The organism is Burkholderia sp. KL41, from assembly GCF_057005415.2.
Genome location: NZ_CM174446.1, coordinates 3,335,773 through 3,348,011 on the forward strand (window position 1 = coordinate 3,335,773; position 12,239 = coordinate 3,348,011).

The 12,239-nt window shown below is 66.6% G+C and carries 13 protein-coding genes and 1 tRNA gene; 9 read left to right on the top strand and 5 right to left on the bottom strand.

The annotated features are described in order from the left end of the window. Positions 1-7: 7 nt before the first annotated feature. Both mutY and mutM read right to left on the bottom strand, forming a co-directional pair. Positions 8-1,114 (bottom strand): A/G-specific adenine glycosylase, encoded by a 1,107-nt coding sequence (gene mutY, locus PQB87_RS15700; protein ID WP_060348972.1) that lies wholly within the window; start codon positions 1,112-1,114, stop codon positions 8-10. A 38-nt stretch (positions 1,115-1,152) separates the two neighbouring features. Next, positions 1,153-1,980 carry a bifunctional DNA-formamidopyrimidine glycosylase/DNA-(apurinic or apyrimidinic site) lyase gene (gene mutM / locus PQB87_RS15705; protein ID WP_042977157.1) on the bottom strand — a complete coding sequence of 276 codons (828 nt, stop codon included), beginning with the start codon at positions 1,978-1,980 and terminating at the stop codon, positions 1,153-1,155. A gap of 86 nt (positions 1,981-2,066) precedes the next feature. Here mutM and PQB87_RS15710 point away from each other — a divergent pair, with 86 nt between their 5' ends. The 8 genes from PQB87_RS15710 (at position 2,067) to hisC (ending at position 9,226) form a co-directional block, all read left to right on the top strand. Next, entirely contained in the window at positions 2,067-3,890 is a 1,824-nt protein-coding gene (locus PQB87_RS15710; protein ID WP_301863396.1) for a tetratricopeptide repeat protein, read from the top strand. Continuing rightward, the gene (gene lolB, locus PQB87_RS15715; RefSeq protein ID WP_021163054.1) at positions 3,890-4,510 is read left to right on the top strand and encodes a lipoprotein insertase outer membrane protein LolB; all 621 of its coding nucleotides are present in this window, start codon (positions 3,890-3,892) and stop codon (positions 4,508-4,510) included. The genes PQB87_RS15710 and lolB overlap by 1 nt, the downstream gene beginning before the upstream one ends. Positions 4,511-4,535: 25 nt before the next feature. Continuing rightward, on the top strand, positions 4,536-5,417 hold the full coding sequence (gene ispE, locus PQB87_RS15720) for a 4-(cytidine 5'-diphospho)-2-C-methyl-D-erythritol kinase (RefSeq protein WP_226144869.1): 882 nt from the start codon (positions 4,536-4,538) through the stop codon (positions 5,415-5,417). Positions 5,418-5,472: 55 nt separating this feature from the next. Next, positions 5,473-5,549: transfer RNA gene (locus PQB87_RS15725), tRNA-Gln, on the top strand. Between the two features lie 45 nt (positions 5,550-5,594). Then, complete coding sequence (locus tag PQB87_RS15730; protein ID WP_027789096.1) at positions 5,595-6,557, top strand: ribose-phosphate pyrophosphokinase; 963 nt, start codon at positions 5,595-5,597, stop codon at positions 6,555-6,557. Positions 6,558-6,718: 161 nt separating this feature from the next. Next, on the top strand, positions 6,719-7,324 hold the full coding sequence (locus PQB87_RS15735; protein ID WP_021163051.1) for a 50S ribosomal protein L25/general stress protein Ctc: 606 nt from the start codon (positions 6,719-6,721) through the stop codon (positions 7,322-7,324). Positions 7,325-7,444: 120 nt separating this feature from the next. Beyond that, the gene (gene pth / locus PQB87_RS15740; protein ID WP_021163050.1) at positions 7,445-8,044 is read left to right on the top strand and encodes an aminoacyl-tRNA hydrolase; all 600 of its coding nucleotides are present in this window, start codon (positions 7,445-7,447) and stop codon (positions 8,042-8,044) included. A 114-nt stretch (positions 8,045-8,158) separates the two neighbouring features. Continuing rightward, a complete protein-coding gene (gene hisC / locus PQB87_RS15745; RefSeq protein WP_059688683.1) occupies positions 8,159-9,226 on the top strand; it encodes a histidinol-phosphate transaminase in 1,068 nt (355 codons plus the stop codon). Between the two features lie 84 nt (positions 9,227-9,310). Here hisC and PQB87_RS15750 read toward each other — a convergent pair whose 3' ends face one another. The 3 genes from PQB87_RS15750 to rsmD form a co-directional block, all read right to left on the bottom strand. Continuing rightward, positions 9,311-9,577 carry a YfhL family 4Fe-4S dicluster ferredoxin gene (locus PQB87_RS15750; RefSeq protein ID WP_006477774.1) on the bottom strand — a complete coding sequence of 89 codons (267 nt, stop codon included), beginning with the start codon at positions 9,575-9,577 and terminating at the stop codon, positions 9,311-9,313. 59 nt (positions 9,578-9,636) lie between these two features. After that, the gene (coaD, locus tag PQB87_RS15755) at positions 9,637-10,134 is read right to left on the bottom strand and encodes a pantetheine-phosphate adenylyltransferase (protein WP_021163047.1); all 498 of its coding nucleotides are present in this window, start codon (positions 10,132-10,134) and stop codon (positions 9,637-9,639) included. Positions 10,135-10,245: 111 nt separating this feature from the next. Then, the gene (gene rsmD / locus PQB87_RS15760) at positions 10,246-10,860 is read right to left on the bottom strand and encodes a 16S rRNA (guanine(966)-N(2))-methyltransferase RsmD (RefSeq protein ID WP_027789093.1); all 615 of its coding nucleotides are present in this window, start codon (positions 10,858-10,860) and stop codon (positions 10,246-10,248) included. Between the two features lie 216 nt (positions 10,861-11,076). On the opposite strand from rsmD, the gene ftsY reads away from it, so the two are divergent. Next, complete coding sequence (gene ftsY / locus PQB87_RS15765; protein ID WP_021163045.1) at positions 11,077-12,231, top strand: signal recognition particle-docking protein FtsY; 1,155 nt, start codon at positions 11,077-11,079, stop codon at positions 12,229-12,231. Positions 12,232-12,239: the final 8 nt, after the last annotated feature.

Here is a 12,239-nt window from a genome sequence, read left to right on the forward strand (position 1 = left end):
CCGTTCGTTACAACAGCGGCCCGCTCAGCGCATCGAGCAGCTTGCGCACGGGCGCCGGCACGCCGTACGCGTCGAGCCGGCTCAGCGGGACCCACGCGGTATCCGCATCCCGCGCCCCCGAAGGCAGGCCGCCACCGTCGGCCATGTCGCTCAGCCGAGGCTCGATCTCGAGCCGGAAATGCGTAAACGTGTGCGTGAGCGGCGCGAGCGGCACCGTGCCGCCACCGCCGAAGCCGCGCGCGAGTTCCGCAAGCGCGGCGTCGCCGTCCGCTTGCGGCAGGCTCCACAGCCCGCCCCAGATGCCGGTCGGCGGCCGGCGCTCGAGCAGCACGGCGTCACCGTCGCGCAGCACGAGCATCCAGGTCTTGCGTGTCGGCACCGCCTTCTTCGGCCGCGCGGCCGGCAGCTCGCGCTGGCGGCCCGTTGATTGCGCAACGCAATCGCCCGCGAACGGGCACCGCGCGCAATCGGGCTTGCCGCGCACGCACAGTGTCGCGCCGAGATCCATCAGCCCCTGCGTGTACGCGCTCACGTCGGCCGCATTCGCGGCGTCGGGCAACAGCGATTCGGCGAGCGCCCACATGTCGTTCTCGACACGCTTCTCGCCCGGAAAGCCCTCGACGCCGAAAACCCGGGCAAGCACGCGCTTCACGTTGCCGTCGAGGATCGTCGCGCGCGCGCCATACGCGAACGACGCGATCGCCGCGGCCGTCGAACGGCCGATACCCGGCAGTTCGGCCAACGCGTCGGGCGTCGCCGGAAACGCGCCGCCGTGCTCGGCCACGACGACCTGCGCGCAGCGGTGCAGATTGCGCGCGCGCGAGTAGTAACCGAGCCCCGCCCACAGCGCCATCACGTCGTCGGTCGGCGCGGCCGCGAGCGCGGCGACGTCCGGGTAGCGTTCGAGAAAGCGCGTGTAATACGGGATGACGGTCGATACCTGCGTCTGCTGCAGCATGATTTCCGACAGCCAGATCCGGTACGGATCGCGCGTGTTCTGCCACGGCAGGTCGTGGCGGCCATGCTCGCGCTGCCATGCGACCAGGCGCGTGGCGAACGTGCGATGCAGCGGCGTGACGGGGAACGGAGCGGGGGCGATGCGGGGCGGCTTCAAGTTATCTGATCGGGGAATAAGGTTTCAACGCTGAGGTTTCAACGCTGGCAGGTCGGGCAAAAATAAGTCGACCGTTGGCCCTGCACGATCTGGCGAATCGGTGTGCCGCATACGCGGCAGGGTTGGCCGGCACGGTCGTAGACGAAGCAGTCGAGCTGGAAATAGCCGCTTTCGCCGTTGCTGCCGACGAAATCGCGCAACGTGCTGCCGCCACGCTCGATCGCGTCGGCGAGCGTCGCGCGCACCGCGTCGGCCAGCCGCTCGTAGCGCGGCAGCGAGACCTTGCCGGCGGCCGTCGTCGGCCGGATGCCCGCGCGAAACAGGCTCTCCGACGCATAGATGTTGCCGACGCCGACGACCATGTCGCCCGCGAGCAGCGCCTGCTTGACCGACACGGTGCGGCCGCGCGTGCGCGCGTGCAGCAGCGCGCCGGTAAACGCCGGCGAGAACGGCTCGACGCCGAGGCTCGCGAGCAGCGGATGTGCATGCACGTCGCCTGCTTCGCGCGGGTGCCACAGCACCGCGCCGAAACGGCGCGGATCGCGGAACCGCAGCACGAATTCGTCGAAGATCCAGTCGATGTGGTCATGCCTGGCGGCGACCGGCACGCCGTCGGCGGGCAGCACGCGCAGCGTGCCCGTCATGCCGAGATGGACGATGAACCAGCCGGCGTCGACCTCGAACAGCAGGTACTTGCCGCGACGCTCGACGGCGAGCACCTCGCGCGCGCGCAACTGCTCGGCGAGCCCTGCCGGCACGGGCCAGCGCAACATCTCGGTACGGACGTCGACTCGCTCGACGCGGCGGCCCGCGACAAAGGGCTCGATGCCCCGGCGCGTGACTTCGACTTCTGGCAACTCTGGCATGTTTTACGGGTCTGAGGCTGGATTCACGATCGTGCGTGTATTGTAGCGAGCGCGTTACAATCGGTTGAAACATCGAACGGATTTCCATGACCCTGCCCTCGAAGCTGCTTCTGAAGCGCCCCGCCGCCGTGCGCGGCGCGCGTGCCTTCCCGGTCCGCCGTGCGCTCGGCGCCGCGCTGTTCGCCGCCTGGACCCTCACCGCCTTCCCGGCTCACGCGCAGGATCCGGCATCGGACGACGCGGAACCGCAGGGTGCGTTCGAGCACGTGATGCCGGACGAGCAGAAGAATCTCCCCGGCGTTCCGCTGACGAGCCAGATCGTCTACCAGGTGCTCGCCGCCGAGGTCGCGCTCCAGCGCAACCAGCCCGCGCCGGCCTACCAGACCTACCTCGCGCTTGCCCGCGACACGCGCGATCCGCGCATGGCCCAGCGCGCGACCGAGATCGCGCTCGGTGCGCAGAGCCCTGCCGACGCGCTGTCCGCCGCGAACCTGTGGCGCCAGTACGCACCGGAATCGAACCGGGCGTCGCAAGTCGACGCCGCGCTGCTGGTGCTCGCCGGCAAGCCGGCCGACGCGCAGCCGATGCTCGCGCGCGAGCTGGCCAGGGCGACCGGCGAGACGCGCGGCCCGGCGATCCTCGCGCTGCAGGCGCTGCTCGTGCGCGGCCCCGACCGCGTCGGCGGCCTCGCGGTGCTGAAGGACATGCTGAAGAACGACCTGAACCGGCCCGAGGCTCAGCTCGCGATCGCGCGCCAGCAGCTTGCGGTCGACGACAAGGACGGCGCCGCGCAGTCGCTGAAGCAGGCGCTGCAGATCCGCCCCGACTACCTGCCGGCGGCCCTGATGCTGTCGCAGATGGGGCCTGCGGAACGCGCGGCGGGCATCGCGTCGTTCGAGAAGTATGTTCAGCAGAATCCGAAGTCGCGCGATGCGCGGCTCGCGCTGTCGCAGCTCTATCTCGCCGACGATCGCCTCGACGACGCGCAGAAGCAGTTCGAGACGATGCGCAAGCTCGACTCGAAGGATCCGACGCCGCTGATGGCGCTCGCGCTGATCAAGATCCAGCAGAAGAAGCTCGACGAAGCCACCGCCTACCTGAAGCAGTACGTGCAGCTCGGCGACAAGCAGCCGAACCTCGACGTCGGCCAGGGCTACATCTACCTCGCGCAGATCGCGATCGACCAGAACAACGATGCGCAGGCGTCGCAATGGCTCGACAAGGTCGACCAGACGAGCCAGCACTATCTCCCCGCGCAGATCACGCGCGCGCAACTGCTGCAGAAACAGGGCAAGACCGACGAGGCGCGCAAGGTGCTCGACGACCTGCCGATCACGGATCCGCGCGATGCCGCCGTGGTCGCTCGCACCGACGCGTCGATCCTGTTCACCGCGAAGCGCTATCCGGAAGCCGAGGCCCGGCTCGGGCAGGCGGTCCAGGACTTCCCGGACGATCCCGACCTGCGCTACGACTACGCGATGGCGGCCGAAAAAACCGGCCACTACACGACGATGGAAAAGCAGTTGCGCGAGCTGATCCGCACGCAGCCCGACAATCCGCAGGCGTACAACGCGCTCGGCTATTCGCTCGCCGACCGCAACCAGCGGCTGCCCGAAGCCAGCAAGCTGATCGACAAGGCAATGACGCTCGCGCCGAACGATGCCTACATCATGGACAGTCTCGGCTGGGTGAAGTACCGGATGGGCGATACGGCCGGCGCGGCGAAGGTGCTGCGGCGCGCGTACGAACTGCAGCCGAACGCCGAAATCGGCGCGCATCTCGGCGAAGTGCTGTGGAAGAGCGGCGCGCAGGACGACGCGCGTTCCGCGTGGCGTGACGCGCAGAAGCTCGAGCCGGACAACGACACGCTCGTGCAGACGCTGAAACGCCTCCAGATCAACGGCCTCTGATGCAGATGTTCCCGACGTTTTCCCTGTCCTCCCGCGCGCAGCGCACGCTGGCCGCAGCCGGCGCGGCGCTCGCGCTCGCCGGCTGCGCGAGCACGCCGCCGTCGGCCAGCGCGCCGACGGGCGCGCCGCTGCAGACCGCCGCAACGCACGCTTACCATGGCCGCTTCGCGGTGCAGTACGACGACCGTCTCGGCAAGCAGCAGAACGTGTACGGCAACTTCGACTGGCAGGAGCACGGCGACGACGTGTCGCTCGAGCTGCGCAGCCCGCTCGGCCAGACGCTCGCGGTCGTGAAATCGACGCCGCAGGCGGCATCGCTCGAATTGCCGAACCGTCCGACGCAATATGCGCCGGACGTCGGCGACCTGATGCAGAAAACGCTCGGCTTCGAACTGCCGCTCGCGGGCCTGCGCTACTGGCTGCTGCCCACGGCCGCGCCCGCGACCCCTGCGGAGACGGTGCGCGACCCGGCCGACGGCACGCGCGTCAAGCAGATCCGCCAGGACGGCTGGACGATCGACTACCTCGCCTACGCGGATGCCCCGGCCACGGGCGTCAAACGCGTCAACCTCGTGCGCGCGACCCCGCCGCTCGACATCAAGCTCGTGCTCGACCAGTGAGCACCGGCCCAGCCCAGACATACGCATGACCGATTCGACCCGCTCGCTGCGCAATTGCCTTGCGCCCGCGAAACTCAACCTGTTCCTGCACATCACCGGCCGCCGCCCGAACGGCTATCACGATCTGCAGAGCGTGTTCCAGTTGCTGAACTGGGGCGACACGCTGCATTTCACGCTGCGCGACGACGGTCGCGTCGTGCGCGTCACCGACGTGCCCGGTGTGCCCGAGGAAAGCGACCTCGTCGTGCGCGCGGCCAACCTGCTGAAAGCACATACGGGCACCGTGCACGGCGTCGACATCGAGATCGACAAGTGCCTGCCGATGGGGGCCGGCCTTGGCGGCGGCAGCTCCGACGCCGCAACGACGCTGCTCGCACTGAACCGCCTGTGGCGACTCGACCTGCCGCGCGCCGAGCTTCAGTCGCTCGCGGTCAAACTCGGCGCAGACGTCCCGTTTTTTATTTTTGGAAAAAATGCGTTCGCAGAGGGTATCGGAGAAGAATTAGCTGAGGTACAATTGCCGACTCGCTGGTTCTTGGTTGTGACGCCAAGCGTTCATGTCCCGACCGCTGAAATATTTTCAGATGAGTTGTTGACAAGAGATACGAAGCCCGTCACAATTGCTGACTTTCTTGCACAGCAAACCAGCGATGCGGGATGGCCAGACAGCTTCGGCCGGAACGACATGCAGGAAGTTGTAACAAGGAAGTACGCGGAAGTTGCGCAGGCGGTTAAATGGTTGTATGATTTGACCCCCGCGAGGATGACCGGCTCCGGAGCAAGCGTGTTTGCAGCGTTTCACAGCAAGCACGAGGCAGAAGCGGCGAAAGCCAAGCTGCCCGCCAGTTGGAATGGTGCAGTTGCCGAGAGTCTGGACGAGCATCCGCTCTTCGCTTTCGCGTCATGAAGTTTTACTTTGCCGAACGGCCTACACGAGTTCGGTGAAGCAGTCAGTTAAGTGTAGGGGAGTCGCCAAGTTGGTCAAGGCACCGGATTTTGATTCCGGCATGCGAGGGTTCGAGTCCTTCCTCCCCTGCCAAAAAATTTTCCCGCATTTCCCGCCCAAGCCTGAAGCAGGTGCACGATGAGCAGCCACAGCCATGATGGCCTGATGGTCTTTACTGGCAACGCGAATCCCGCGCTCGCCCAGGAAGTCGTCAATATCCTTGGTATCCCCCTCGGCAAAGCAATGGTCAGCCGTTTCTCCGACGGCGAGATCCAGGTCGAGATCCAGGAAAACGTGCGCGGCAAGGACGTCTTCGTCCTGCAATCCACATGCGCACCGACGAACGACAACCTGATGGAACTGATGATCATGGTCGATGCGCTCAAGCGCGCATCCGCCGGCCGGATCACTGCAGCCATCCCCTACTTCGGCTACGCCCGTCAGGATCGCCGCCCGCGTTCGGCGCGCGTTGCGATCTCGGCGAAGGTCGTCGCGAACATGCTGGAAATCGCCGGCGTCGAGCGGATCATCACGATGGATCTGCACGCCGACCAGATTCAAGGCTTCTTCGACATCCCGGTCGACAACATCTACGCAACGCCGATCCTGCTGGGTGACCTGCGCAAGCAGAACTACCCGGATCTGCTCGTCGTGTCGCCGGACGTCGGCGGCGTGGTGCGTGCCCGGGCACTCGCGAAGCAGCTCAACTGCGATCTCGCGATCATCGACAAGCGTCGCCCGAAGGCGAACGTCTCCGAAGTGATGAACATCATCGGTGAAGTCGAAGGCCGCACCTGCGTGATCATGGACGACATGGTCGATACGGCAGGCACGCTCTGCAAGGCCGCGCAAGTGCTGAAGGAGCGCGGCGCGAAACAGGTTTTCGCCTACGCGACGCACCCGGTGCTGTCGGGTGGCGCGGGTGATCGCATCGCCGCGTCGGCACTCGACGAGCTGGTGGTCACCGACACGATCCCGTTGTCCGCCGAATCGCTCGGCTGCTCGAAGATCCGTGCACTGACGAGCGCGAGCCTGCTGGCCGAAACGTTCTCGCGGATCCGCCGCGGCGATTCGGTGATGTCGCTGTTCGCGGAATCCTGATCGCGAATCGACTGAACAAAGCATGCGCAGAAAGCGAAGCGGCAACGCTTCGCTTTTTGCACAATCGGACGGGATAGACGAAACCCCGTCCGCTTCATCGGGGGCCGACATTTGACGGCCCCGTTTTACTGCCTGGTCGCGGGCAGCCATTGGAGAATCATATGAAAGTCGTCGCTTTCGAGCGCCAACAGCAAGGTACGGGTGCGAGCCGCCGCCTGCGCAACGCCGGTAAGACCACGGGTATCGTTTACGGTGGCGAAGCAGCCCCGCAAAAGATCGAACTCGATCACAACGCCCTGTGGCACGCCCTGAAGAAGGAAGCTTTCCACTCGTCGATCCTCGACCTCGAAGTGGCTGGCCAGTCGCAACAGGTTCTGCTGCGCGACGTGCAATACCACCCGTTCAAGCAACTGGTGCTGCACGTGGACTTCCAGCGCGTTGACGCGAAGAAGAAGCTGCACACGAAGGCTCCGCTGCACTTCCTGAACGCTGAAATCAGCCCGGCCGTGAAGCTGTCGAGCGCGATCGTTTCGCACGTCGCGACGGAAATCGAAATCGAGTGCCTGCCGGCTGACCTGCCGGAGTTCCTCGAAGTCGACCTGTCGAAGATCGAAGCCGGTCAATCGCTGCACGCGAAGGACATCGCACTGCCGAAGGGCGTCGCGCTGGTCGCGCACGTCGACGCGGAAAACCCGGTTGTCGCATCGGCGACGGTCCCGGCTGGTGCCGTGTCGGACGCAGCCGAAGGCGAAACGCCGGCTGCCTAAGCGGCTGCCTACGCGCCCCATCGATCCGTTTCACGAAACGGTCGACGCAACCCGCCGCGGCTTGCCCGGCGGGTTTTTCTTTTTCTGCGCCCAGGCGGCGGCTGCCGCCTTCGAAACGTCATGATCAAATTGATCGTCGGCCTCGGCAATCCCGGGGCGGAATACACCGCGACGCGCCACAACGCCGGCTTCTGGCTGATCGACCAGCTCGCCCGCGAAGCAGGCGCGACGCTGCGCGACGAACGCCGCTTCCATGGCTTCTACGCGAAAGCGCGCCTGCACGGTGAGGAAGTCCACCTGCTCGAGCCGCAAACCTACATGAACCGCTCCGGCCAGTCGGTCGTCGCGCTCGCGCAGTTCTTCAAGATCCTGCCCGACCAGATCCTCGTCGCACACGACGAGCTCGACCTGCCGCCCGGCACCGTGAAGCTGAAGCTCGGCGGCGGCAGTGGCGGCCACAACGGCCTGAAGGACATCACCGCACACCTGTCGTCACAACAGTACTGGCGGCTGCGAATCGGCATCGGCCATCCGCGCGACCTGATTCCGGAAAGCGCCCGCGCCGGCGCGAAGCCCGATGTCGCGAACTTCGTGCTGAAGCCGCCGCGCCGCGAGGAACAGGACGTGATCGACGCGTCGATCGAACGCGCGCTCGCCGTGATGCCGATGGTCGTCAAGGGCGAACTCGACCGCGCGACGATGCAGCTGCATCGCAACTGACCGCAGCGCTCCTCCGCGATCATCGCGCCGTCCGGCGTCGCCGGGCGGCCCCGCCCGCCCCATCCTGCGCATACTTGCGGTAATCTGGTCGCTTTGCCCGACAGGAGCCAAGCGGTGAGCCGTTACTGGAGCGACGTCGTTCAGCAACTCGTGCCTTACGTGCCGGGCGAGCAGCCCGCGCTCGCACACCCGGTCAAGCTGAACACCAACGAAAATCCCTATCCGCCGTCGCCGCGCGTCGTCGCGGCGATCGCGCGCGAACTCGGCGCGACCGGCGACACGCTGCGCCGCTATCCGGACCCGGTTGCACGCGCGCTGCGCGAAACGGTCGCGGCCCATCACCGCATCCAGCCCGAGCAGGTGTTCGTCGGCAACGGCTCCGACGAGGTGCTCGCGCACGCATTCCAGGCGTTGCTCAAGCACGACCGGCCGCTGCGCTTCCCCGACATCACGTACAGCTTCTATCCGACTTATGCACGCCTGTACGGCGTCGAGACGACGGTCGTCCCGCTCGCGGATGACCTCTCGATCCGTGTCGACGACTATCTCGACGATGCCGGCGGCGTGCTGTTTCCGAACCCGAACGCGCCGACCGGGCGCGCGTTGCCGCTCGCGGATGTCGAGCGGATCGCGGCCGCGAATCCGTCGTCGGTCGTCGTGATCGACGAAGCCTATGTCGACTTCGGCGCGCAGTCCGCGATTGCGCTGATCGACCGCTACCCGAACCTGCTCGTCGTGCACACGACGTCGAAGGCACGCTCGCTCGCGGGCATGCGCGTCGGTTTCGCATTCGGCGATGCCGCGCTGATCGACGCGTTGAACCGCGTGAAGGACAGCTTCAACTCATATCCGCTCGACCGGCTCGCGCAAGTCGCCGCGCAGGCGGCATACGAAGACACCGATTATTTCAGCGCAACCTGCCGGCGCGTGATCGACAGCCGGACGCGGCTCACGCACGCGCTCGGCACGCTCGGCTTCGACGTCGTGCCGTCGGCCGCGAATTTCGTGTTCGCACGCCATCCCGCGCACGACGCGGGCGCCATCGCGGCCAAACTGAAGGAACGGGAAATTTTCGTGCGGCACTTCGGGCTGCCGCGAATCGACCAGCACCTGCGCATCACCGTCGGCACCGATGCCGAATGCGATGCGCTCGTCGCGGCGTTGCGCGAGCTGCTGGCCTGACATGAAGGAACCGGCGCCAGGCGGCGCCGATCCGGATGCGTGACGTGCGTGCCGAAGAACCCAGGCGCGCGCGTCACCACGGGGTCACGACGCGTCGTCGCCTTTCACGGCGATCAACGCGTGATACTTCTCCATCAATTGCGCGTGCGATTCGTCATGCTGCGGATCGCGCGGAATGCATTCGACCGGACACACCTGCTGGCACTGCGGTTCGTCGAAATGGCCGACGCACTCGGTGCACTTGTTCGGGTCGATCACGTAGATGTCCGGGCCCATCGAAATCGCGCCGTTCGGGCACTCGGGCTCGCACACGTCGCAATTGATGCACTCGTCGGTAATCATCAAAGCCATACTGATCTCACTTCTTCAGGCCGGCGGCCGGCTTCGCGACGAAACCGGCCGGCGCCGCGTCACGCGGCAGGGCCTCCCATCGCCGTCACTTTCTCGGTCAGCCACTTCTCGACGGACGGGAACACGAACTTGCTGACATCACCGCCCAACTGCGCGATTTCGCGCACGATCGTGCCCGAGATGAACTGGTACTGGTCGGACGGCGTCATGAACATCGTCTCGACGTCGGGCAACAGATAGCGGTTCATCCCCGCCATCTGGAACTCATATTCGAAATCGGACACGGCGCGCAGGCCGCGCACGATCACGCGTGCGTTGTTGGTGCGGACGAAGTCCTTCAGGAGGCCGGTGAAACTCATCACCTTCACGTTCGGGTAATGGCCGAGCACCTCGTTCGCAATCGTCAGACGTTCTTCCAGCGAGAAGAACGGCTTTTTCGCGCGGCTGTCGGCCACACCGACCACCAGCGTATCAAAAATGCTCGACGCACGCCGCACGAGGTCTTCGTGCCCGCGCGTCAGCGGATCGAACGTACCGGGATACACGGCGACTACCATGTCGCTCCTCCTGTCATCACGCAAACGGGATGGCAGCGGTGCCATGCGCACGCGACTGCCGAGATGGGCATGCGTCGCCTTTGCAGCGCGCCGCCTCGTATGGAACGCGCATTATTCATCATTTTCGCGCCGCAGCAAATGATAGTGAACCGCACCGGCCTTGCCGTGCTTCACCACCTCCCAGCCCGCGAGCGCATCATGCGCGGCCGGGTCGAGTTCCGCGCCCGTTTCGACGTACAGCGCGCCGCCCGCCGCGACGAGCGGCGCCGCCAGCGCGACCGCGCGATCGAGCACAGCCGGTTCGCCGAACGGCGGATCGAGAAACACGACGTCGAACGCGCCCGGCGTGAGCCCGGCCGCGAGCCGCAACGCGTCCGCCTCCGCGACCTCGACCGCACGCGCGCCGAGCTTGTCCTTGATCGCACGCAGCTGCTGCGCGGCGCGTGGATGGCGCTCGACCATCACGACGCTCGCCGCGCCGCGCGACGCGGCCTCGAAACCGAGTGCGCCCGTGCCCGCGAACAGGTCGAGGCAGCGGCGGCCTTCGAGATCCTGGCCGAGCCAGTTGAACAGCGTCTCGCGCACGCGATCGGGCGTCGGCCGCAGGCCGTCGAGATCGAGCACCGCGAGCGGCGTGCGTTTCCAGTCACCGCCGATGATGCGGATCGTGTGCGGCTTGCCGCGGCTGGAAGGGGCCGCCGGGCGGCCGGAAGAGGAACGGGACATACGGAATATCGACGACGGAGGGACCGGGCGCGCGCAGGGGCGCACCGCCAAACAGGCGCACGTTACCACAGCGGCGGCGCGCACTGACGCGAGCGCCACGCCGCGCTGATAAAATGCACGGTTTCGGCCGCCGTGCGCCGCGCCCGCGCGAACGCAGGACGGCCCGTCCGGTGCCCCGCTTCTGGCGGCGGCCCGCCCTCTTCCCGACGTCAGACCATGTTCAGCTTCTTCAAACGATTCAAGAAAACGCAGGAGCCCGATCCGGCGGAATCGCAATCGGCCGACGCGCAGCAAACGGACGAACCGTCCGATGCGCCCGCGGTCGAGGCCCCGCCTGCGGCCGAGGTGCCGCAAGCGCCCGCGCAACCGGCCGCGCCGGCCGTCGTGATGACGGTCACGCCGACCAACGACGGGCGCGACGAAGTCGTCGAGACGGTCGAAATCGTTCCGCCGCCGCTGCAGGACGCCACCGCGAAGAAATCGTGGCTCGCCCGCCTGAAAACGGGGCTTGCCAAGACGGGCTCGAGCATCACCGGCGTCTTCGTCAACACGAAGATCGACGAGGATCTGTACGAGGAGCTCGAAACCGCGCTGCTGATGTCCGACGCGGGCGTCGACGCGACCGAGTACCTGCTCGGCGCGCTACGCGAAAAGGTGCGCGCGGGCCGCCTGACCGACCCGCAGCAGGTGAAGGCCGCGCTGCACGACCTGCTCGTCGAGTTGCTGACGCCGCTCGAGAAGTCGCTGATGCTCGGCCGCGCGCAGCCGCTCGTGATGATGATCACCGGCGTGAACGGTGCGGGCAAGACGACCAGCATCGGCAAGCTCGCAAAGCATCTGCAGAGCTTCGACCAGTCGGTGCTGCTGGCCGCGGGCGACACGTTCCGCGCGGCCGCGCGCGAACAGCTGGCGGTCTGGGGCGAGCGCAACAACGTGACGGTCGTGCAGCAGGAAAGCGGCGATCCGGCCGCGGTGATCTTCGACGCGGTCAGCGCCGCGCGCGCGCGCAAGATCGACGTGATGATGGCCGACACGGCCGGCCGCCTGCCGACGCAGCTCCACCTGATGGAAGAGCTGAAGAAGGTGAAGCGCGTGATCTCGAAGGCGCACGACGGCGCGCCGCACGAAGTGCTGCTGGTGATCGACGCGAACACCGGCCAGAACGCGCTCACGCAGGTCAAGGCATTCGACGACGCGCTCGGCCTCACCGGTCTCATCGTCACGAAGCTCGACGGCACCGCGAAGGGCGGGATTCTCGCCGCGATCGCGCGGCAGCGCCCGGTGCCGGTCTACTTCATCGGTGTCGGCGAGAAGGTCGAGGATCTGCAGCCGTTCAGCGCAGTCGAATTCGCGGACGCGCTGCTCGGCTGAACACCGCC

Coding starts and splice junctions, on each gene's coding strand:
- mutM (WP_042977157.1), bottom strand. CDS start 1,980: ATGCCAGAGTTGCCAGAAGTCGAAGTCACGCGCCGGGGCATCGAGCCC.
- PQB87_RS15710 (WP_301863396.1), top strand. CDS start 2,067: ATGACCCTGCCCTCGAAGCTGCTTCTGAAGCGCCCCGCCGCCGTGCGC.
- lolB (WP_021163054.1), top strand. CDS start 3,890: ATGCAGATGTTCCCGACGTTTTCCCTGTCCTCCCGCGCGCAGCGCACG.
- ispE (WP_226144869.1), top strand. CDS start 4,536: ATGACCGATTCGACCCGCTCGCTGCGCAATTGCCTTGCGCCCGCGAAA.
- PQB87_RS15730 (WP_027789096.1), top strand. CDS start 5,595: ATGAGCAGCCACAGCCATGATGGCCTGATGGTCTTTACTGGCAACGCG.
- PQB87_RS15735 (WP_021163051.1), top strand. CDS start 6,719: ATGAAAGTCGTCGCTTTCGAGCGCCAACAGCAAGGTACGGGTGCGAGC.
- pth (WP_021163050.1), top strand. CDS start 7,445: ATGATCAAATTGATCGTCGGCCTCGGCAATCCCGGGGCGGAATACACC.
- PQB87_RS15750 (WP_006477774.1), bottom strand. CDS start 9,577: ATGGCTTTGATGATTACCGACGAGTGCATCAATTGCGACGTGTGCGAG.
- coaD (WP_021163047.1), bottom strand. CDS start 10,134: ATGGTAGTCGCCGTGTATCCCGGTACGTTCGATCCGCTGACGCGCGGG.
- rsmD (WP_027789093.1), bottom strand. CDS start 10,860: ATGTCCCGTTCCTCTTCCGGCCGCCCGGCGGCCCCTTCCAGCCGCGGC.
- ftsY (WP_021163045.1), top strand. CDS start 11,077: ATGTTCAGCTTCTTCAAACGATTCAAGAAAACGCAGGAGCCCGATCCG.